Source organism: Streptococcus vestibularis ATCC 49124 (genome assembly GCF_000188295.1).
GTDB classification, from domain to species: Bacteria; Bacillota; Bacilli; order Lactobacillales; family Streptococcaceae; genus Streptococcus; species Streptococcus vestibularis.
Map to the genome: position 1 here is coordinate 1182132 of NZ_GL831112.1, position 22388 is coordinate 1204519.

20 protein-coding genes and 2 pseudogenes are annotated in these 22388 nt (G+C 38.0%); 2 read left to right on the top strand and 20 right to left on the bottom strand.

Translation table 11 applies throughout. The annotated features are described in order from the left end of the window. Positions 1 to 93: 93 nt before the first annotated feature. The 19 genes and pseudogenes from sodA to HMPREF9425_RS05875 all read right to left on the bottom strand — a co-directional run bounded on the left by sodA (position 94) and on the right by HMPREF9425_RS05875 (position 20163). Positions 94 to 699: a superoxide dismutase SodA gene (sodA, locus tag HMPREF9425_RS05790; protein ID WP_003097452.1), complete on the bottom strand. Its 606-nt coding sequence runs from the start codon at positions 697 to 699 to the stop codon at positions 94 to 96. A gap of 94 nt (positions 700 to 793) precedes the next feature. Next, a complete protein-coding gene (gene holA / locus HMPREF9425_RS05795) occupies positions 794 to 1828 on the bottom strand; it encodes a DNA polymerase III subunit delta (protein WP_003097453.1) in 1035 nt (344 codons plus the stop codon). Positions 1829 to 1895: 67 nt separating this feature from the next. Then, complete coding sequence (gene ppc / locus HMPREF9425_RS05800) at positions 1896 to 4718, bottom strand: phosphoenolpyruvate carboxylase (RefSeq protein ID WP_003094056.1); 2823 nt, start codon at positions 4716 to 4718, stop codon at positions 1896 to 1898. Between the two features lie 174 nt (positions 4719 to 4892). Then, positions 4893 to 5288 (bottom strand): DUF4430 domain-containing protein, encoded by a 396-nt coding sequence (locus HMPREF9425_RS05805; RefSeq protein WP_003097454.1) that lies wholly within the window; start codon positions 5286 to 5288, stop codon positions 4893 to 4895. After that, positions 5285 to 5758 carry a hypothetical protein gene (locus tag HMPREF9425_RS05810; RefSeq protein ID WP_003097455.1) on the bottom strand — a complete coding sequence of 158 codons (474 nt, stop codon included), beginning with the start codon at positions 5756 to 5758 and terminating at the stop codon, positions 5285 to 5287. The genes HMPREF9425_RS05805 and HMPREF9425_RS05810 overlap by 4 nt, the downstream gene beginning before the upstream one ends. 116 nt (positions 5759 to 5874) lie before the next feature. Next, positions 5875 to 6774: a zinc metalloprotease HtpX gene (gene htpX / locus HMPREF9425_RS05815; RefSeq protein ID WP_002890638.1), complete on the bottom strand. Its 900-nt coding sequence runs from the start codon at positions 6772 to 6774 to the stop codon at positions 5875 to 5877. Between the two features lies 1 nt (position 6775). After that, positions 6776 to 7336, bottom strand: a complete 561-nt coding sequence (locus HMPREF9425_RS05820) for a LemA family protein (RefSeq protein WP_003097456.1) — start codon at positions 7334 to 7336, stop codon at positions 6776 to 6778. A 148-nt stretch (positions 7337 to 7484) separates the two neighbouring features. Then, positions 7485 to 7574, bottom strand: a pseudogene (locus HMPREF9425_RS10360) (deoxyribonuclease); the annotation flags it as partial. 38 nt (positions 7575 to 7612) lie between these two features. Further along, entirely contained in the window at positions 7613 to 7969 is a 357-nt protein-coding gene (locus tag HMPREF9425_RS05825; protein ID WP_232009675.1) for a hypothetical protein, read from the bottom strand. Between the two features lie 469 nt (positions 7970 to 8438). Further along, the gene (locus tag HMPREF9425_RS05830; RefSeq protein ID WP_003097458.1) at positions 8439 to 9320 is read right to left on the bottom strand and encodes an Rpn family recombination-promoting nuclease/putative transposase; all 882 of its coding nucleotides are present in this window, start codon (positions 9318 to 9320) and stop codon (positions 8439 to 8441) included. Between the two features lie 84 nt (positions 9321 to 9404). Then, on the bottom strand, positions 9405 to 10490 hold the full coding sequence (locus tag HMPREF9425_RS05835; RefSeq protein WP_003097459.1) for a HigA family addiction module antitoxin: 1086 nt from the start codon (positions 10488 to 10490) through the stop codon (positions 9405 to 9407). Further along, a complete protein-coding gene (locus HMPREF9425_RS05840) occupies positions 10483 to 10821 on the bottom strand; it encodes a type II toxin-antitoxin system RelE/ParE family toxin (RefSeq protein ID WP_003097460.1) in 339 nt (112 codons plus the stop codon). The genes HMPREF9425_RS05835 and HMPREF9425_RS05840 overlap by 8 nt, the downstream gene beginning before the upstream one ends. Positions 10822 to 10990: 169 nt before the next feature. Continuing rightward, the gene (locus HMPREF9425_RS05845; protein WP_003097461.1) at positions 10991 to 11404 is read right to left on the bottom strand and encodes a hypothetical protein; all 414 of its coding nucleotides are present in this window, start codon (positions 11402 to 11404) and stop codon (positions 10991 to 10993) included. Continuing rightward, positions 11397 to 12212 carry a hypothetical protein gene (locus tag HMPREF9425_RS05850; protein WP_003097462.1) on the bottom strand — a complete coding sequence of 272 codons (816 nt, stop codon included), beginning with the start codon at positions 12210 to 12212 and terminating at the stop codon, positions 11397 to 11399. The genes HMPREF9425_RS05845 and HMPREF9425_RS05850 overlap by 8 nt, the downstream gene beginning before the upstream one ends. A gap of 50 nt (positions 12213 to 12262) precedes the next feature. Next, positions 12263 to 13408 (bottom strand): restriction endonuclease subunit S, encoded by a 1146-nt coding sequence (locus HMPREF9425_RS05855; RefSeq protein ID WP_003097463.1) that lies wholly within the window; start codon positions 13406 to 13408, stop codon positions 12263 to 12265. Beyond that, the gene (locus HMPREF9425_RS05860; RefSeq protein ID WP_003097464.1) at positions 13401 to 15005 is read right to left on the bottom strand and encodes an HsdM family class I SAM-dependent methyltransferase; all 1605 of its coding nucleotides are present in this window, start codon (positions 15003 to 15005) and stop codon (positions 13401 to 13403) included. The genes HMPREF9425_RS05855 and HMPREF9425_RS05860 overlap by 8 nt, the downstream gene beginning before the upstream one ends. Beyond that, the gene (locus tag HMPREF9425_RS05865) at positions 15005 to 18073 is read right to left on the bottom strand and encodes a type I restriction endonuclease (protein ID WP_003097465.1); all 3069 of its coding nucleotides are present in this window, start codon (positions 18071 to 18073) and stop codon (positions 15005 to 15007) included. The genes HMPREF9425_RS05860 and HMPREF9425_RS05865 overlap by 1 nt, the downstream gene beginning before the upstream one ends. A 121-nt stretch (positions 18074 to 18194) precedes the next feature. Then, the gene (locus HMPREF9425_RS05870) at positions 18195 to 18959 is read right to left on the bottom strand and encodes an SDR family NAD(P)-dependent oxidoreductase (RefSeq protein WP_003097466.1); all 765 of its coding nucleotides are present in this window, start codon (positions 18957 to 18959) and stop codon (positions 18195 to 18197) included. 31 nt (positions 18960 to 18990) lie between these two features. Further along, positions 18991 to 20163 carry an Mbeg1-like protein gene (locus HMPREF9425_RS05875; RefSeq protein WP_003097467.1) on the bottom strand — a complete coding sequence of 391 codons (1173 nt, stop codon included), beginning with the start codon at positions 20161 to 20163 and terminating at the stop codon, positions 18991 to 18993. A gap of 110 nt (positions 20164 to 20273) precedes the next feature. On the opposite strand from HMPREF9425_RS05875, the gene HMPREF9425_RS05880 reads away from it, so the two are divergent. Further along, on the top strand, positions 20274 to 20900 hold the full coding sequence (locus tag HMPREF9425_RS05880; RefSeq protein ID WP_002890606.1) for a Pr6Pr family membrane protein: 627 nt from the start codon (positions 20274 to 20276) through the stop codon (positions 20898 to 20900). Between the two features lie 36 nt (positions 20901 to 20936). On the opposite strand, the pseudogene HMPREF9425_RS05885 reads toward HMPREF9425_RS05880, so the two are convergent. Further along, positions 20937 to 21779, bottom strand: a pseudogene (locus tag HMPREF9425_RS05885) (HAD family hydrolase). 95 nt (positions 21780 to 21874) lie between these two features. Here HMPREF9425_RS05885 and HMPREF9425_RS05890 point away from each other — a divergent pair. After that, positions 21875 to 22264 carry a hypothetical protein gene (locus HMPREF9425_RS05890; protein WP_003097470.1) on the top strand — a complete coding sequence of 130 codons (390 nt, stop codon included), beginning with the start codon at positions 21875 to 21877 and terminating at the stop codon, positions 22262 to 22264. Positions 22265 to 22388 lie beyond the last annotated feature (124 nt).

A 22388-nucleotide genomic window follows, 5' to 3' on the forward strand; every position in this document is an offset into this window, starting at 1 on the left:
AGTAATAGTTTAAGCTATAATAACCTAAAAAGCAAGGAGATTTTACAACCATATTACAAAAAAACACCCTCAAGACTGAGGATGATTCTAGACTTATTTAGCTGCTGCGTAAAGCTCAGCAACTTTATTCCAATTGATGATTTCAAAGAAAGCTTTGATGTAGTTTGGACGTACGTTACGGTAGTTTAGATAGTAAGCATGTTCCCAAACATCAAGTGCCAAGATTGGTTTTTTACCGTCTGAGATAGGTGTATCTTGGTTGGCAGTTGAAACAACTTCAAGTTTACCTTCTGCATTAACCACAAGCCATGCCCAACCTGAACCAAAACGAGTTGTCGCTGCCGCAGTGAAAACTTCTTGGAAAGCTTCAAATGAACCGAATGCTTCGTTAATAGCGGCTACTACTTCTGCAGTTGGTTCTTGTTTTTCTGGTGACAAAAGTTCCCAGAATAGTGCGTGATTAAGATGTCCACCACCATTGTTAATAAGTGCTTGACGGATGTCTGCTGGAATTTTTTCTACATCAGCCAAAAGCGCTTCAAGGTCCTCACCAATTTCAGGATATTTTTCAAGCGCAGCATTAGCATTTGCCACGTAAGTTGCATGGTGTTTGTCGTGGTGCAGAGTCATTGTTTCAGCATCAATGTATGGTTCCAAAGCATCGTAAGCGTAAGGAAGATCAGGAAGGATAATAGCCATAGTAAGGGTCCTCTTTTCATTTTTTCTTTATTTTACCGTAAAATGATAGAGCTTTCAAAAATTTTGATTACAAAATCTTGGAAAGCTCCATTTTTTAGCGGTTTGACGCTATTTTTAAAAGTGCTAAATCAAATAAATAATCTTTATCTAAAGTTCCTGTTTTTATCTGGTAGTCTGTCTCAACCAGAATCTTAATCGTTGTCTTTAAAAATGCAACTGATAAATGACGGCTATCTCTTATAGCATAGCGAACCTGAAATGGATTAACTTTCCGACTTAGATAGTCTGAAAGACTTGAAACAATTTGTTGCTCGCTTTTGCCTTGAGCAGATAACAATTTGACTTGTAGATAGGTACGGAATTGGCCCAACATAACAGCAATCAACTTAATCTCATCTTCTCCTTGCAATCGTAAATCATGAACCAATTCACGAACCCCCTGAATCTGTCCTCTCAAAAGAAGTTGAGTCATATCAAAAATGTTATCTTGCAAACTTTTAGGAATAGCCTCTGCAATGTCTTGCGATGAGATATTCCCTTCAGTTTTATAGCCTTTTAAAAACGCCAGATTTTTCTGAACATCTGAAAAATCAAAACTTGACTTGATTAAGAGCTCCTCAAAAACCCCTTTTTCAAAAATGAGTCCCTCTTGATGTGCCTGTTTTTGAAAATAAGTCCTAAGCTCTGCATCCTTTAAAGGGTTAGCTTCAAGTACCAAAGCATCACGTTTTAGGAGTTTAACCAACCGACGCTTTCCATCGAGCTTTCCAGAAGCCATTAAGACAAGACGTGTTGTTTCTACAGGTGATTGAAGATAATTTTCAAGACGTTTCAATGCTTTTTCATCTAGATAAGACTTTTTAGCAGTAGTCATATCTTCGAAATGATCAAAAATAACTACCTTTTCATCTGCAAAAAAAGGCATACTTTCCAAATCGAGCTCAGCATCTTGATAATCAGTCTCGGACATATCAAAATAGGAATAGGTCAAGTCACTTGGATCAAATCCAATTTGTTTTAAAAATTTTTCTTTAGCTTGACTATACTGACCTAAATCCTCGCCAGCCAAGACAGTTATCATAGGGAGTTTTTCTCTGTTCAGCTTTTCAATCGTTTCCATAGCAATCATGGTTATATTATATCAGAATTTTCATTATAACAAAAAGCTCACCACCGAAGCGATGAACTTCACTTTATTAACCAGAGTTACGAAGTCCTGTTGCAATACCGTTGATAGTAATATGAATAAGACTAATTTCGTCATCAGTCAGATTATTATTACGAAGACGTTTAATCAATTCAATTTGGATGTAGTTCAAGACGTTGAAGTATGGCAAGCGGAAATCCAAACTTGCTTTAAGAGATGGGCTTTCGTCAAGGAAGTCATCATGTTTTTCAATCGCAAGAATGACATTCTTAGTTAGCTGCCACTCATCCAAAATGATGTTAAAGACACTACGAACTTCTTCACTCTCTGCCAACTGTGCATAGTGGAAGGCAATATTCATATCTGATTTTGAAAGCACCATATCCACGTTAGACAAAAGTGAACGGAAGAATGGCCATGTTTCAAACATGTGTTGAAGTTTTTCAAGGTTTCCTTCTTCGGCTTTAATATAGTGATTAAAGGCAGAACCCACACCATACCAACCTGGGAACATGATACGGTTTTGTGACCATGAGAATACCCAAGGAATGGCACGAAGCCCTGAAATCTCAGTAATAGTCTTACGAGCTGCTGGACGAGAACCGATATTTAAACTTGATACTTCTTTAATTGGACTTGCTTCAAAGAAGTAATCGTAGAAATGTTCATTTCCAAAGACAAGGTCACGATAAATAACATTTGAATCGTGAACGATTCCGTCCATAATTTCACGGAAATCAACCAATTCTTCTGGATCGGCAATTTGACGTGTCACCATACGGTCAAGAGCAGCTGAAACAAGCATCTCAAGATTGTAGTATGCTGCATCCTTATTACCATATTTATTACCGATAACCTCACCTTGCTCTGTCAAACGGATACGGTCTTTAATAGTACCAAATGGTTGAGATGTAATAGCATCGTAAGATGGTCCACCACCACGACCAACAGTGCCACCACGGCCATGGAAGAAAGTAATTTTAATGCCGCGCTCTTCACCAATCTTGGTCAATTCGTTTTGAGCTTTGTAGAGTGTCCAACCCGAAGAAAGGTAACCACCATCTTTGTTTGAATCTGAGTAACCCAACATGATTTCTTGGTAGTTATTACTGTTCTTAATCCATCGTTTAACAATATCATAGCCAAGGTATTGTTTCATGATTTCATTAGAGTTTTCCAAGTCTTCGATGGTTTCAAATAGTGGAACGATTTGGACACGCGCACGCTCAGTATCAACTAAACCAACTTCTTTAAGAAGGATGGCTAACTCAAACATATCTGAGACGCTCTCAGTGTGAGAGATGATATGTTGTTTGATGACTTCTTCACCAATATAGTCCTTCAAAAGACGAGCAGTACGGAAGATAGCCAATTCTTTTTCAAGTGTTTCAGACTTAGATACATTTGTTGATGATAAGGTACGTGGATCTTCTTGCAATTCTTTGAGAAGAACAGCAACCTTTTCAACCTCTGTCAATTCACTATAGTTGTCAACAATGTTTGCAGATTTAAGCAACTCTGCCACACAAGCTTCATGAACGCTTGAATCCTGACGCATATCAATTGTTGCAAGGTAGAATCCAAAGACTTCAACGGCTTGAAGAAGCTCTTCAAAATCACCGGAAATCAAGACAGAATCATCATTTTCGAGAAGTGAATTTTTAATTGCCAAAAGATCATCATGGAAAGCTTCAGCTGTTTCATAAAACTCGGTAGTTTGTTGTGAGACAGCTTGAAGACTTTGGCTGAGACGTTCTTGCACAAAATCAGCTACTACTTCGCCTGTTGATACTGATCCAAGACGAACATTTTCAGAAAGACGCTTAGCAACTCTTTCCTTGCTAAAGTTACCTTCTTTGAAGAAAAGAAACGTCTGAATCAATTTAGATTGAATGTAACTAAAAGCACGACGGTATGGTTCATTTTCACGGTAAACAGATGTATCTGGAGAAAGTTTCGCCATTTCTGCTACTGTTTCTGAAACTTCAGTCAAACGTGATGAGAGTGAGAATGAGCGGTAAAGGTTATCAACTTTTTCAATATAGTAATTGAGGATAACTTCACTTTGTACTGTCGCAGAAAGTTTAAGAGTTTCTGCCGTTACAAATGGGTTCCCGTCACGGTCACCACCAATCCACATTCCCATTGTAATAGGTGTTGGATTATTAAGTTCGATACCTTTTTCAACCGCTAAACGTTTGAATTCATGCGATAAGTTGGTAATCGCCTTAATCAATGAGGAGTTGTAATACTCCATAACGTTAGTGATTTCGTTTTTAACCTTAAGTTTCTTCTCACGAATGATATCCGTTTGCATCATAATTTCTACATAACGACGCAAATCCGCATACCATTTATCCTTGTTAATAAGACCAGCCTTAACATCACGATGTTTACGGAGAAGTTCGTGAATGTGGTTAGTCAATTCAAGCATGGTTTTACGTTGAACCTGAGTTGGGTGAGCTGTCAATACCGGCACGACATTAACATTTTCAAGAATGTCACGCGCATTGTCGCTTTCAGCGACAACATCAAAGGTTTCAGACAACTTACCTAAATAAGATTCATCAATATTATTTTTGTGGTTGACTTCATAAGCCAAATCCACGTCCTCAGAGATATTAATCAAGAGAGGTAACAAAGAGAAATAACGTGATGCAACGACCATATCGTCATTTGTCATTTCTGAAATGGCTTGTGTAAGGGCCACATAGTCACCTTCATCATAAAGTTCAACCAAATGTTGGATAGTTGTGAGGCCTTGCTCTCCAGCCATTCCTAGTGTTGCATCATCCAACAATTCTTTCAAGATACCAACTTCTTCAGAGATGATTTCCTGGTTGTTACTGCTTTCCAATTTGTTAAAAGCCAAACCGTATTCTCCTTACTTTATGTAGTACCCTTTTATGATATCACTTTTAAAACAAAAGTAAACTATTTTTCTGTAAATCGTCAGTTATTTTGCAATTTTCCGACTTTTTTGAAAAAATTATTAGACCTATTTCCGAACTTTATAAAAAAAGACTCTGAATTAGAGTCTAAAATCTTAATTATACTTTTCTTGATAGAATTTAATTTCATCACCATCTTGAACTTTAAGTTGATTAGCGGCTTTCTCACCGATTTTTCCATTGACATCAAACATCCAATAAATCCCCTTCTCCTTGTCTTGAGAAATTCCATCAATTTCAGTAATAAAACCATCATTTTCTTGAACAGGATATATTTCTTTTAAAACATCAAGGACCGTATCACCTTTTTTGAATTCTACAGATTTTTTCTTACTTTCCTTTTCAGTTTTTAAAATCAAAGTAACCTGACCTTGAACCTTAGACTGATGATTGTTTGTGCTATTAGTAGGTTTAGCAGCCTCATTTTTTCCACAAGCAGCTAAAGTAACAAGAGAAAAGGCAAGAGCTAAATATATCAATAATTTTTTCATTTCAAAAATCTCCTAAAAACAGACTGAATAAATGGATAGAATAGAAGCGTCGATACTGCATGATAGGTATCATAAAGAAGGCCAGAAACAACAAAGGTAAGACCGCTCTTAAATAGGAGGCCATAACTATAATCCAGGAGAACTCCGTAGAGAAAGGACAAAGTAGTTACCAAAGCAATCTGCCAAACAAGTGATAACCTAGGTGCAATCAAGCTCCAAAGAGCCATCAAAATGCCGAAGGCCAAGATTTGATTAAAAACCCAGGGACCAAAGCCAAAGATGAATCCTGAGATTGACATGGTCAAAGCCATAATCAAGAGACCATCTAGTAACCCCAAATAAAGAACAGCCACAAAAAACATAGCTGTAATAGGCTGAATATTTGGCAACCCTATAAATGCTGACCGCAATCCTACTGCCAGAGCTGACAGAATAGCTATCCGAGCCATTCGTTGAATCGTTAGTTTCATATATCTATTATGCCAGAAATATGTTGACTTGGCTAGGTATAATACTTACTTATTTAATAAAAAAGAAAATAACTGCTAAAAGAAAGAGACCAATCACACGATTAGCCTCTCCCGTATTACATTTGTTTCAAACGTTCCACCCGTTCTGAAATTGGTGGGTGGGTATAAAAGAGCTTCTGCAAACCAGATTCCTTTTTAGGGTCATTGATAAAGAGGGCTGCGCTAGCATCATCCACGTGATGTTGCATTGGCGCACTATTATCAAGTTTGAGCAGAGCGTTAATCATACCTTGTGGGTTACGTGTCAATTCGACGCTAGAAGCATCAGCTAAAAATTCACGCTGGCGTGAAATAGCCAACTGAACCAAAGTAGCTGCCAAAGGCGCCAGAATAATGGCAATCAAAGAAATAATGAGAAGAATAATTTCCAAACCGCTACTTCCATTACGGTCATCATCATTTCTACGACGACCTCCACCCCAGAACATCATATTACGAGCCATCCCAGCTAGCATGGTAATGGCAGATGCTAAGGCAACTGCTATGGTAGAGATGCGGATATCGTAGTTGCGAATATGACTTACTTCATGTCCGATAACTCCTTCAAGTTCCTCACGATTCATAACCGCAAGAAGACCTGTCGTAGCAGCTACTGCCGCGTTCTTAGGGCTTGATCCGGTCGCAAAAGCATTCATTGAAGGATCATCGACAATAAAGACACGTGGCATTGGGATTTGGGCCACCATAGCCATGTCCTCGACCACATGATAAAGGTTTGGAGCTGTTTGTTCATCAACCTCTCGTGCACCGTTCATAGCCATAACGACATTAGTTGATTGGAAAATCATGGTAACGGCATAGATAAAACCAATAACTAAGGCAAGAATCAGACCACCAAATCCTGAACCTAACCAAAGATAGCCGACACCGTAGCCAACAAGGCCCAACAAGAGGAAAAAGACCAGAAGCAAAAGCCAAGTCTTTCTCTTATTTCGAGCAATCTGATCAAATAACATATTAGTTACCTAGTCCACTGAAATCAACTTTAGGCACAGCTTTTTCTTCTTCTGGTGTTTCAAGGAATTCAGCAGCCTTAAAGCTAAACATCTTGGCAATAACATTGCTTGGGAATGTTTCCAATTTCACATTGTAGTTACTTGTCACACTGTTATAAAGTTGACGCGAATAGGCAATTTTATTTTCAGTGTTCGTCAACTCTTCTTGAAGCTGACTGAAGTTGGCACTAGCCTTAAGATCAGGGTAACTTTCAGCTACCGCAAAGATTCCAGAAACCTGACGAGTCAATTCATCACTGGCACGCATAGCTTGTGCAGGAGAAGTCGCAGCTGCTACCTGATTACGAAGTTCTGCTACTTTTTCAAGCGTTGAACCCTCATATTTAGCGTAACCTTTAACCGTTTCAATCAAGTTAGGAAGGAGGTCATTACGACGTTTCAATTGAACATCAATTTGACTCCACGCCTCCTTGGTTTGCATACGGCTCTTAACCAAGCCGTTATAACTTGCAATAACAAAAATCACAAGAACAACAATAATGGCAATAATAATCCAAATCATATTTTTATTCCTTTCTTATACCTAAAAAAGTCCGTACGACTTCTCTTACAAGTATCTTTAATAGTCTCAGTATATCAAATTTTCAGATAAAAGTGGTAAAATGTGAGCCGTTTTACAAAAAAACTGGACAAGATGTCCAGCTTTTGTATTACTCTTTCGACGTGTATCGTTTTCCTTGGGCTAGTGCATCTGCTTCTGTCATTGTAACGACATTTGCTTTGTTGGTATTGCTAGGCATACGTAAAAACACCTATCTAACTGGATGTTTCTTCCCTATTATTTCCCTGCTTTCTTACCTTGTTTAGTAAAATAAATTGTAGATATACTTAGTGTAACAGCAACTCCGACAAGGAAGAGAATCATTGAAGTCTGAGATTTTCCTTTTTCTTTGGAAGAATCACCCTGACTTTCAGAAGACTTAACTACCTGATTAGCCTCGATTACTTTATAAATACGGGCGATATTTTTAGGTGTGTCATCCTTCTTGCCTTCCGCCAATTCTGACAAATCACTGCCAATCTCTTTGACAACATCTTCAGAGCTTGCAAACGAAGCTGCTTCTGAAGCTAATGTTTCAGATGCCATAACCGCCATGACTTTACTTGAGATTACATCCACAGATTTCTCATTCAAAAGAAATTAAAGCGAATATCTTCTGAGGTAAACTGACTGCTTGTTACAGTGGTTTTTAGGTCGTTGTTCTAGGCGACCTGAGTATTTGGCAAAAGACTGACAACTTTCACAATCTCTCCATTTTAGTCCCAAGCTATTCTTGAAACTAGAAACAGATAATCTCAAATATTAAATATATTTAATGATGCTGTTTTTAAATTCAAAACAAAATAAAAGGCTAAGTAATCCATTTTAACAAGTCCTTAAAAAGCCCTATTTAGTAAGAACTATCAAATTAAATTTGGGAAATACCTGAAATCCTTTTTCTCAGATTTCTGCCAAACGTTTGATAGTCTTTTTTAATTTTACGATTCAAAGTATTATTTTTCGAATGTTTTAGTATTACAAATGTTAAACAGCAAAAAATAAGAAAGAGGCAAAAATACCTCTTTCTGTTCAAAAAAATGATTTAATCGGCTAGATCTTACGATCACAATACCTCTAGTTCTTCAAGCGATAGACCAGTCACATCTGATACAACTTCTAGAGGTAGGCCTTTTGAGAGCATCTTACGAATCAACTCTAAGCGCTCCTCATGACGACCTCGTTCCATGCCTTCTTCACGCGCTTCATCAATTGCTGTTTCCATGGTCATGTCATAATTTTCTTGAATACGTATGCGTTCATCAATCATCGCCTTTTCCTCCTGTGTCCAGCTGGATGAATCCAGTAATGAATCGGCATGCGTGACCGCTTGACTAGGTGCCATTGAAAATGGGAGATTTCCAAAGAACTCTAGCCACTGCCGCCCTTCATCCCTGATATGCTTATCTTTATTATACTTATCCAACTCTAAAAAGGCAATCTGAAGAAGGTTCTGCTGTTTTCCATCCTTATAGTAGGCATTCAAAGGCCTCCCCGTTCGACTATTGGCCATCCAATAAGTATTAATCGGGGACTCCTCATCTGGCAACAAGGTCTTCTCCAAGATGGCTATACCATAGATCGGCTCCATCTGCTCATACATCTTGTGTGTCTGTCCTTGTTGGCGTAATTGCTGCACATTTTCCACCAGCTGGTTAGCCAAATAATAATGAAAACGATTGAGAAAATAATGCTGCTTACGCACCTGAATCTCAATGATAACCTCAGTTCCATCATTCAGCTTAGCTCGAACATCCACCGAGGTTGAAAAGAGCTCATCCTCATCAAAGTCCTTTTTATGAAGCTGTGTTCCCTCCAAAATCTGAGCATCTACAACATCCAAATCTAAAATATCTCGAATAAATGCCACCGTCACTTCAGGCAGACTAAAAATCTTCTTGGCCATAATATCCAAGGTCGGTGAGACATGCTTGTGTCTTTTTTCCATCTACTTCTCCTTAGTCAAAAATAGAGGGTTGTCCCCTCTACTTCTATTATTCGGAAAAAGCCTTTGATTGCACTATAAGATCCATTAAGAAACTAAATAATAGTTCACTTTCAAGTCTCTAAATTGATCATAACCCAAATACTCATCATTCTGCAAGCGACCTAAAACAATGCTAGGATGAATACCAATCTCATCAGCAAATTTCTTAATCGCTTGTTTATCAAAGCAAGCCTCATCTATGAATCTTTGATATTCTTGAGGAGCAATTAGTAAATCTTTCGCAAATTGGTCTGCTTGTTCCTCAGAACGTCGATAAGAGTCGCTAGCTTCTTCATCAGACGAAAAGTCATTCTGCAGAATATGCCCAATCTCATGGAAAAGTGAAAACCAAAAAATATCCGATGCTTTATTACGATCAGTTAATAACAACAAGACACTACCATTTCCAAACTTCTTTGTTGCACCATTTAAATTGGCATTTGCTAAAGCAGGAAGTCCCACTAAGACAACCCCACACTCTAACAAGATATCGGTCAATTCTTGAGCAAAATCCTTTGGATCTTGTCTCGTCAATTCTCTCAAAGTCGGTAAGCTTCTCTCTAACTTTCTGCGATTAAGCTTTATAGTCGTTTTATTACGAGCTTTTTTAGATGCTAACTCTAACATGATATTGGAATTAACGATACTCTTTTCGGTAAAGTCACGTGTATTACGATAACTCACTAAATGGTTAAAAGTCAGGAGATATTCTAGACTCGATACTTCTAGAATCTTCCGAAGCTCTGTAATCTTTTCACCGATACTATAGCGCTTCTCTGGAACGTAGCCTTTTTGTTTAAAATACTTAAAGTCAATCATCTCGCAGATTTCCTTCTCTCGGCCTTGATCAAGCTCTCTTTGTTCTACAATTTCAGCCACTTTCACATCATAAATGCTTTGAAGGTTGAGCCAAGTCTGCATAGAAACACCACTTAACTTGGCTAACTTATGAGCTGTCTCCTTACTAATAGACTCCTCAGCATTAACTAGCTTGCTGACAGTCTTGGCAGAGACTCCCAAACGCTCCGCAAATTCTTTCTGAGTTACGTTATAGTCCTCAATTAAGTCTTCAACATACTGACCCGGATGAAAAGCAATCAGGTCTTTGTACTCAACAACTTTTTTACTCATAATGATTGCTAACCTCCTCTATTTTCATGATTTCGATTTCTACCGGACTAGAAAATACCTTCTCCAGATCTTCCTCCCGAAATCCTAAAATCAAACGATAGGAACTCCTTCGACCATCTATATCTAAAGCAAACTGTCCATTTCTCTTTCCCTTTAATTGGTGAAAATGATACTTAGGAAAAGCCGTCATACTAGCTAAAGAATCCGATGCTTCCAAAAGGTTAATCAACTGATGCAACCTTAATGCAACCCTATCTGAAAAATCCTTTTTCGCTCGCCTTAGCTCAGTGCACTGTTTCTTAACAGTTTTATTTGTATAGATAAGCTTCATAAATTCCTTTCCGTTCGATTTAAATTACCTTTTTGGTAATTTAATTATATCATGCAAAGAAAATAAAAACCAGCCAAAGGTTGATTTGGCTAGAATATTAAATACAAACACATAAAACTCAGTAACATGATTAAAGATATAATAACTGCGAAAACTCACATGAAGAAAATTAATCATTTATCTCAACTAAAAGCAATTCAAATAGCCCTTTAGTAACTACAATTATTACGATTACAATACTTAGTAAAAAACCAACATTTATAAAATCTGGAATACATTTAACTTCTAAAGATAACTCCACCATATATAATAAACTAACAACAAATGTATAGAAATACCTAACAATTATCTCTTCCCATTTTGAAGAGTATTCGTTTGAGTTCTTATCATACAATACAGATCGTATAGGAGAAGAATACAATATAGCAATCGCGGAAAGTAAGAAACCTGTGATTACAGAAATAAATGATACCGTATCACTATGACTTAGTAGAATATAATTCCTTAGTAAATATGATATAAACAAACTAATCACTAAAATACAACCAGAAATAACTCTATCTTTTTTTCGTAACTTACTCATTTGACAGGCTCTCTATTTCTTTGAGCAAAATATCTTTTACCTCTGCTCCTAAAAATTTCCCAGTTGCTTGTTGTTTTTCGACATTTATTGTAATTTTTTTGATAAACGTACCACGATTAAAAACATGTTCAAATCCTGCTTCGTCATTTCCTCGAATTAAGATACCTGATAGTTGATGATTCTCAGATTCTTTTACAATTTTTTTGATAAATGTTTTGATTTTATTTATTTTCATCCCAGATAGCTTTACATTCAACGTTAAATCATCCAAGCCATCGGTATCAAATAAATCAGATAGAGCTTCACGTTTTTCTGATAAAGATGAAAAAATATCATTTTTTGAAGTAAACTGAATTTCATCAACACTAGATAATATTTTAAAAAACTCCTCTTTATCTTCATAAAACCCCTTTATGTTAAACTTAACTTCCGTTGTATCTTTGAGAATTTTTTCTAGCAAATTACGGTGTCTTACATCCGAAAAATACAATAAATTATTATCTAAATCAAATAAGACAAAAAATTGCTTCAAAAATTCCAACTCTGTTTCTGATTTGGGATTTTCCCGTTTTTGATTCGTATAGTAGTCCGTTACAGTAGTATCTCTTGGCTCTAACTTTCCAGATTCTATTACTAAAAAAACAAAGTGATTATTTTTATCAACCTCTATATGGTATAACCCATTATCATGTTGTAAGTTGCATGGAGTCAACTTATCAAATGTCTTTAAAATAGGTTGTAACCACCTCTCCCCCCTTTGATCACTTTCAATAAATGGTTTCCAAATTGAAAAAGTAAGCTCTGACATTTATTTCCCCTCAAATTCTTTCAACTTCAAAATTCTAACAATTGTATCCTCTACTCCACCTTCACCTGCCCATTCATCAGCATTGGCAAGAGCCAATCGCGAAGTTGGGTGAGTTCTTGGTTTTCAAAAATATTGTTCTTAATCTTTTCGTAAATAACATTTGCTTGTGTTTCAAATTTTGACGATACTTCTTTATCAGGAACTATAACAGTTTTCTCTTTTAGAAATTTGAAATGTCTAGCATATCCATAATTTGATAAATCAAAATCTTCAATCATGTGATAAAGTAATACATTTGAAATATTCTCATTATTTGAAATTAAGACTTGAGTGCCATCAGCTCCTCTAGCATAATCAAAATTTATATATTTTACTACTCTAGTGTGATCACCAAATATTACATGCCCATCTTGAGCTTGTAGTAAGGCATTTTCATTATTCGTAAAACCTGCAATAAATTTTTGACTCTGATCGATAACAGGTATTTCCCCAATAAATTCAATCGAATTATTTTCAATCTTTTCAGCTTTAGTAACTTTATCTAATAAGTTACCAACACTCTCAACTCCCCACCCCTCTGGGATTTCGCGTTTGAGTTCTGGGTTATAGACCATCTTTCCACCTGATGATTTGTAAGGTTTGCCATTCTGGTCTGGGAAATCAAACTGCACAAACCAGTAATCATAGAGGGTCTTAGCCATAGCTTCCAACTCTTGGTTGATTTGGTTGTTGATTTGGATTTTTTGGTCAATACTCTTCAGTAATTTACCAATTTTTATTTGTTCATCAATTTCTAAATCTGGGATAACAAAATTCATGATTTGGCTCTTATCTCCACGAGGCATTTTTGTGCCTTTCGATCCCTTCATTACATATTCAAAGAACGAATCTTGAGTCAAAGCATAGTATAAAAAATTATAGTCAATCACATCATTAGGACGAACTACTAAAACATCAGATGATGCTCCTCCATCAATGTCAGCTTGCCAAATTTTCTTTAAATAAGGACGTATATTTGCTATCAAAATATCATTTTTCTTGAATCTTGTTACTTTTTGAGTGGGTAACTTTTCTGCTATTACTCTCCCTTTTTTATTTTGTAATAAATTATCTGTTGTAATATACTCCGAAATATCAATACTATCAACAGAAATCTTTTCCGTTACATAACATGATACATTAGACAACTTACTCATACTTCAACCCCTTCAATTGCTCTTCAATCTCCTTCTCCAATGCATGCGATTGCTGGAAGAGGTCTGAGAGTTTGCTTTGAAAGGCGGCCATCTTGGCTTCAAACTCTTCTGCTGTGATATCTACATAGTCAATCTTGATGTCAAAGTACTGGCCTGCGCTGAGAGAGTAGTTTTTCTCTTTGATATCCTCATATGAGACAGTGACAGAAAAGTCCTCGACGGCTTCCTTCTTGATAAAGGTCTCGACAATCTTCTGCTCTTCCTCAGGAGACAGCACAGTTTTTTGGTTCTTGCCTTCCTTGATCTTGGTTCCGAGGTTCGAAGCATCGATGAGGACGACATCGCCCTTGTTTTTCTTATCGATAAAGAGGATGGAAACTTTGGTACCTGTCGTCGCAAAGATATTGGACGGCATGGAAACGACACCTGCCATCATTTGATTGTCTACCAAGTGTTGACGGATTTTCTTATCAATGCCATTTTGCGCCGTAATAAATCCTGTAGGCAAAACAACGGCTGCTTGGCCATCTGGCTTCAAGGAGTAAATGATATGCTGGATAAAGAGCTCATAGATAGCCATCTTGTCCTTAGATTTTGGTAGAGTTTTAGGCACACCTGCAAAGAAACGCTCACTAGCTTCTGGCAAAGTCTCTACTTGGTCCCGCCATTTTGAAAAGTCCAGTTTGAACGGAGGATTGGAGACAATATAGTCCATCTTTTCAGGATGACGATTACGTAAAATGGTATTGCCTTCAACGATATTATGGATGGAGTGTTGAAGTCCATTCAAGATTAGATTGAGACGAAGCAGATTGGATGATTTTTGTGAGATATCCTGACTATATACAGTTGCCTTATCCACACCAATACGACTGGCGAGATTCATAAGTAAGGTTCCAGAACCAGCAGATGGGTCATAGATACGCACATTTTGAGGTTTGTCATTACCTACTAGGATCTCTGCGATAATCTTAGCAACAGAATGGGGTGTGTAGTACTCGGCATACTTTCCACCACCGTCTTTGTTGTAGTCCTTAATCATGTACTCAAAGAGAGTAGAGAAAAAGTCAAAACCTTGAGAAAAAATATCTTGATTGAATTTGACCTTAGCCAACAGATTGATAATCGCCTTAGCCACTTCATTTCGCTTACTTGAATCTGAAATGTTATCGGTAATCAGGCGCTCATCAAAAAGACGAACCGTTGTATCCCCTTCTGTATGGACAGAGAAGATATCGTTGTTGTCAATGGCAATTTGGTTGAGTGTGTTTTCAAACGTCTCATAAAAATCAGATTCATTTTGCTTGCGATGGAGCGTTTCGATGAATTGGTTTGGCTTCATCCAAGCTGTTGACGTTCCTATATCCTCTAGGAGCCAATCATAATCCTCTTCACTCATAGATACTAGATACTCATAAGTGTTTTCCGAATCGACATTTTGAGCTTCATAGAGAAACTTGTCATTCAAGAATTTGTACAAGAAAGATTGAGTAAGGAGCTTGTACTCTCCTGCTTCACCACCTAAACCAGCGTGGGTAAAGACTGCTTTCAAATCGTCTACCAAGTCTTGGACTTGGACCTTATAGTGTTCATTCATTAGTTTTGATATTCCTGTTCGTATTCTTCAAATAAAGATTCAACAAGATTATTGAAGTCTTGTTTTGTCAACTTTTCATTTCCTGCTGATTCTGTACTTTTCATTTCTTTGCGTGCCTGTTCACGAATCATTCGTTTTAAAAAATCATTGTTATCAAGGACACCTTGATTTAGACCAATTTGATAATCTAAATTGGCTTTTGAGCCTTTAATCACATGGAAGATAACTGGAAATTCACTTACCACAGTTGAGTTGGTAACATGCTTGAAAGATCGAGCTGCCATTTCATCGCCATTGAAATTCATAGCTAGTCGTCGAATTCGGCTCTTATAATCTTCAAATGCGTCAAACAGATTTTGATACTCAGTCTGAGTTTCTTTGATATTCTCCATTGTGAGGCCTTCCTGCTCATAAATCATATGTTTCTTCATGATTCTACGGAATTCCTCATAGAGATTTACCCATTCAGGGTCTTTTTCATCTGGACGACCGTTAATCCCACCTGCCACTCTTTTACGAAGCTCGTAGAGATCATTCGCTGCTAGTCGTAACTCCTCTTCTGCGATTTTAACGAAACTAAATGTCGTATCAGACATTGCTAGATTAAGCAAGGTTCGACTTGAAAATTCGTCAGGTTTTTCCATAAGTGAGAGGTTAAGTAAACGTCTTGAAATCACGTTCAACAAAGTCGATACATGGTTAATGTCAATCTTACTTAGAAGTTCACGATGTCCTAAAAGTCGAGCAACATTATAAAATTGCTTCATCGCTTCTAGCGCTTTTCGTAACTCGATAAGTTGATGTCTATCCCTCACTTCATCAATTGTTTGAGAGAAGAACTCTAGATTCTCAGTTGGATAATTCATCAAAATTGTCTCTGATTTCTCAAGTTGTTTACTAATTTCGTCAGCTGAAACAAAGAGGGAACCAAAAACATTTTCAACATCTTCTCCTGTGTTTTTTAGATCATACTCCTGATTGAGCTCCTCCAAATACGCACGATTGGTTTTATCAAATTCTTTCGAAATATCCGCAAAGTCAATCACATATCCAAATTGATAATCCTTATATGGACGATTAACACGTGTCAATGTTTGAAGTAAGTTATGAGCCTTGATTTTGCGACCTAAGTACAATCTTTTCAACCTAGGTGCATCAAATCCTGTTAGTAACATCGAATACACAATAACAAGATCAATTTTACTTTCTTTATAGCTTTCTACACGATCTTTCTTGTATTCTTTGTCACCTTCATCATGAAGGATTAAAGCTGATGTGATATTTGTCTCCCCACGACTTCTGCGTTCTTCTAATTGCTTTTCAATCTCACGAGCTTGCTTAGATGAATCACAAACAATCATTCCACCGATGGAATCATCATCGAAGACAACATCACGTGCTCTATTGAAATCTTCCAGAATGAAATCCAACATTGGTGAGACATAACGTGGATGAGCAAAAATATCATCTTTTGAAAGATCTCCACGCAAGATTTCTTCATTGATGGTTTGAAGAGTCTCTTTATAAGAGGTTTCAATATCTTCACGCATCAGACGAAGTGTAAAACCATCATCAATCGATTGATTGTAGTAGTATTTATGGATGTAATCACCAAAAATATCACGTGTCGTTGCATGACTTTCCTTGGTTTTACCATCTTTTTTATATGTTATTAGGGGCGTTCCAGTCAGTGCAATCTTAATAGCATTTTTATCTGCATTGTATAGATTTGGGAGATAGGAGCCTTTCTCATTATATGAACGGTGAGCTTCATCAATAAAATAGATATTTTGACGATTTAAATCGTAGCCTGAATGATCCGTTAAATCTGAATTATCCTTAAATTTCTGAATATTGACGACAGCAACTTGATAAGCATCATGCTTTTCATTCAATTCTTGTGGACGGTTAATCCTTTTTACTTTCAAGCCACGTTTCGTAAACTCTCGCGTAGCTTGGTCTGCAAGATCTAAGCGGTCAACTACAAAATAAAACTGAGGAACAATTTCCTGTTTTGAGAAATAATTTGTAAGGTACCTGATATTAAAATAAGACAAGGCAGTTTTTCCAGACCCTTGTGTATGCCAGATGACACCTTTCTTCACTCCTTTTCCAATTGCATCCTCAATTGCTTTTGTTGCAAAAAACTGTGGATAACGCATCACATGTTTTTGCAACTGAATAGTGCCATCTTTTGAGCGTTCTTCTACATAAGCTAATCCATAGCGAAGCAAAAACAATAATCTTTCCTTTTGATAGAGTGATGAGATAAATGTATTACAAGGTGTACTTGGATCTTGATTTGTCTTAAATTCTGGCTGAGATTTCAAGGCAAATCGATTAACATCTTTTAATACTGCGTCAATCTCCTCTTCACCTAATGAACGTATAGAATAAATTAGTTCCTCTTCTCTTTCTTCCTTAAATGCATTGAATTTAGTTTTTGAGAATGCATTTGAACAGTAAAAGGACCCTTGCTTTTGTTGACCTTGACCACTGATATAAGGTAAATTATCTGAGAATGAAAGCAATTGGGTAATATTATTGAAACGACGAAATCTCCTATTCTCAAATCTAACGGCTGTTCGTGATTGCTCAGATCGAATAGCAGTCTTACCATCACGAATGGCATTAGGTTGTTTCACTTCAATATATGAAAGTGGCAAGCCATTTATAAAAATGACAATATCAGGTCTAAACTCGTCTCCTCCATTTTGACAGGTTACCTCTAAAGCAAGGTGAAATGTATTACTTTCAGGGTTTTCCCAGTCAATATAAGTTGGACCACTATTACTTACTATACGTTTATAAAAAGCACGTCCTAAATCATTTTGATCTAATTCAATCTTGATATTATTAAGTTCTCTTTCAACATCCAAATCAGTTGCATAATTGTTGAACTTTAAAAATTGCTCTCTAAAGATTGAAATTAAAATATTTGTTTCAGGATCTCTTCCCATAATCTCCTTACCATTATGAGGAAGATATGTATACCCCAAACGCATTAAGTGTAAGGCTGCTGGAATCTGAACCCTAGTTAATTCTGAAAACTCTCTTCTAGAAACCATTGTTTCACCTCTCCGTCCTGTCGTAATCCCTTACATTATAGCATTTTCAGAGTTTCTTTCATAGTTTTGGGAAAATTCAAACAAAAAAACACGGCCCGAAGGTCATGTTTTTATCATCTATTTATTCCCCCCTATGAATCGTAAACCCTGTGGCTTGCTGGTTAGCCATGATGGTCATGTCTGAAATCTGGACACGTCGTGGTTGTTTGGTGACGTAGAGGACTGCTTCCGCAATATCTTGGGCTTGGAGGGCTTCCAAACCTTGGTAGACCTTGGCTGCCTTGTCCTTATCACCGTGAAAGCGAACTTGTGAAAAATCCGTCTCAACGATACCGGGCTGAATGGTTGTCACCTTGATATCTGTGGTAATGGTATCAATACGCAAACCATCACTGAAAGTTTTCACTGCGGCCTTGGTAGCTGAGTAAACGGCGGCGCCCGCGTAGGCATAGATGCCTGCTGTAGAGCCCATATTGATGATATGGCCCTCATTGGCAGCAACCATACTTGGCAAAATCTGACGTGTCACCATCATCAAGCCCTTGACATTGGTGTCGAGCATGGTCAGTAGATCCCACTCTTCATAATCTTGATAGGCTGTTAGGCCTAGTGCCAGGCCTGCATTATTGACCAAGACATGGACTTGCCCCACACTTTTGAGAATGGCTTGGCAAACATCCTTGACCATGTCCATATCGGTAACATCCAGTGCAAAAGTCCAAACTTTTTGATTGGGATAGGTTGCTTGGAGCTCTTCTTTCAAGGCTTGAAGACGCTCCACACGGCGACCTGTTAGGATGACATTTTCCCCCTCTTTAGCAAAGGCACGCGCCGTTGCTTCGCCAATTCCTGATGTTGATCCTGTAATAAGTACGTTTTTAGGCATGATATCCTCCACTCCTATAGTTCAGCTGACCCTAATCGTTATTTGTCAATTCCCCCAACTTCTTGATAAAATCAGGAAGTTCAAGCTTGGGCAGGCTAGATTTCTTGTTCCCTGACTTCCAAAATATCCAGAGTAATTGGTTGAAACCATCTTGAAGAATCTTTTTTTGTTGGTCAGTAAGATGTTGGTCAGTAAGGTTGCCAAATTCTTGCAACAACTGACCTATCTTAGGGAGAGTTTTGATACTAATATCGTCTAGACTCTCAATTCCAGAATCAAGAATGGTATCAAAGAATAAATCACAGACCTGCTTGAGTTCTTGATTTGGCAAGGTCTCAATCCACTCTTGGAAGGTTTCTTCCAAACGTTGACTCAACTCTGTTGGCTGGTCCTCATAAACAAAATCATTTGCCACTAAATCAACCTCCCAAGTCAAGGCGTTATGTTGAGCAAATCCAATGCCTTCTGCTGCGACTAGCTGGGCAGGCCTATCCCAATAGAGCATAACCCCCACAACAGAATCTTGAGGTCTAATAACTGTCATCCTGGCTTTCAACTCTTGGTAAGAAGGCTTCTCTAAGAGGGGCTTCATCAAGCCCGGAGAATCAAGAAGCAAGAGCTCTGCTATTTGCTCACGCAAGACAGTCGAACTCTGAACAGCCGAATAGAGGGCAAGATTGCCACCCTTGGAGTGTCCGGAAACAGCGATATGGCCACTGAGGTTTGGCAAGTGCTTCTCCAGAAAGGCCATGGCTGAGCGATGCGCAGGAATTTCCCGACTGTAGGTCAACTGAAAATCCTCCTTCCAACCAATGACGCTATCATCGGTACCACGAAAGACAATCTGCTGGTAGTCCAATTCAGGCAGACTGAAAATCATAGCCGCAAACTGTTTTTCGACTTCCTTGTCCAAGACACTACAGTAGTCACTTAGATTAAGTCCAGCGAAACGCCTAGACCTGACCATGGCTTCAGCCAAATCTACCCGTTCCTTAGTCACCATGAAGCTGTAGTCTAGATTTAAGTCCTTCCCTTCAGCATAGTCATGTAAATTGATGGTTTCCTTCAAATCACTTGCTGAGAGCCATTTTTCATAAGTCAGGTAGCCAATCTCATTGATGCAAACCTTATCCAAGATATTTAGAGGCTCTTGATCAAAGGTAAGTTCCTTTACCTTTTCAAGATAATCGATTAGATTGGACATAGTAATCTCCTTGAAGTCTTTCTTACTTTGATTTTACTAGAATTTTCAAAAAATTGTTAGTGAAAAATGTGATATGATAAGAGAGATTATTTATTAGGAAAAGGAAGCTTATGACTATTTCACGATTTTACCGTATTTTACTAGCTCTTTGTGGACTGGTAGGAGTCTCTATCCAAATCCATGATGATGGTTGGGGCATGCTACTCTATTACACCGTTTTGTCCAATATCCTCGTCTTTTCTAGTTTGATTTTCTTTATCATCTATGACTTCAAAAAAGGAGATGCGACGACTAACACAAAACTCTTGCGTTACAAGGGTGGCGTAACCATGGCCATCCTCATCACTGGAGTCATCTATCACATCCTCTTGGCTCCTATTACAGAACCTGAGAAATTCTGGACCCTCCGCAATTTCTTGGTTCACTATATTGTCCCTTGGGGATTGGTGCTTGATACCCTCATTTTCGATGCTAAGAAAGCCTACCGTCTCCGTGAACCAATTTACTGGTCAGTGGTCCCTCTGTCTTACTTTGCCTTTGCCCTTCTAAATGGCTTGGTTCTAAAACTCCCAATCCCAGGTGCCAAAGATAGCCCTTTCGCCTACTTCTTTATCAATGTCAATAAATTTGGTTGGAACAAGGTTTTGGTAAATGTCCTAGTCATCAGTGCCGGGTATATCGCTGTCGGCTATCTCTTGTACCTCTTGAAAAAATTTATCGGTCGTAAACCAGCATAAAATACAAACTGAGCTCCAAAAGGAACTCAGTTTTTTCTATTTCAACAAGCCTAATTTATCAAAAGCCTTATAGAGGCCATCAGCTTCAACATCGTCTGTTACAAGGTCTACCATAGCTAAGATTTCTGGACCACCATTTTCCATGGCAACACCAATCTCACAGTATTCCAACATAGGGATATCAATCTTGGCATCACCAAAAGCAATAGTGTCCGATTGCTTGGCTCCCAAATGCTCCAAAATGACATCAATAGCATGAGCCTTGTTAATATCCTTAACACCCAAGTCACCAAATAGGGCCGTTTCACCTCTCCCCTCCCCAAGTATGGGCCTCAAGCTGTGGAAAAGCTTCTTTCGAATCTAGATGGTCCTGATAGGATTCCAAAACGAAACTGACCTTGTTTAGCTCGTCACGATAGAGTTCCCCACTATACTCAAGTCCATGAATGAAATCTTCTGGTTCCTTACCCTCAACAGACTATGCAGATTGCCCCTTTTGAATAGCGTAAGTCTTAAGTGTCTCACTTGATCGCTCACGAAAATCAGAACTAGCAAAGAGACCATTATTGCTCTCAAGATAAAAGGCTAGATAACGTTCGGTCAACCAATCCACAACCTTAGCAGTGTCTTCCTTGGAAATCAGCTCATGCATAAGGACCTGGCCATGATGCTCCCCATAAGAGCCATTGCCACCAATGTCCCATCCAAGCCAATGTCCCATAATTCTGGTTGCATTTCTGCCTTGCTACGACCAGTACAAACATATACCAGATGACCGTTTTCACGGGCCTGACGAATAGCCTTTACGGCTGATTCTGGGATGTGATTATGATAATCTACCAATGTCCCGTCAACATCTAAAAAAATAAGTTTTGACATGATATTACCTCAAGTATTCTTTTACTTTATTATCTCCTGATACTGCTCCAATCCAAAGTATTGCCATTTCTCCTGAAAGAAGCTATGATGAAGGTATGAATGATTTAAAAACACTACTGAATCACCTGCCCTATAAATTAGCAGCCTATGATGCTACAGGAACCTTTCTCTATGACAATGGTGGTGCTGACGGTAGCTTCTTCCCCCGTGAGTCTGAAAATCTTCCCGATTGGATCATGTCTGAAGTTCTAGCGTCTCCTACCAAAGAAAGAAGTTATCAGATTCCAACTGACAGTTTTGATCAAATTCTCATCCAGACCTACCAAGCTGCTATCGACAACGAAGGAAAGGTCCTAGGATTTTGGGAAACCATTTATGATTTGAAACAACCTCTCAAGACCTATCTGGATAACTCTGCTCAAGCTCTTGCCGCCTGGTCTGATACCACTAGTGGTGCTAGTTTTAAGGAAAAAGCCGACAAATAAGGCTAAAAATCCGTCTTAAATAAATGAAATATTCACTTAATTCACAACTAATCACCTAGTAATACCTTCATTAAATCAGTTTGAGCTAGTATTACTAAGCTTTTAAAAAATAAGTTACTTTAAT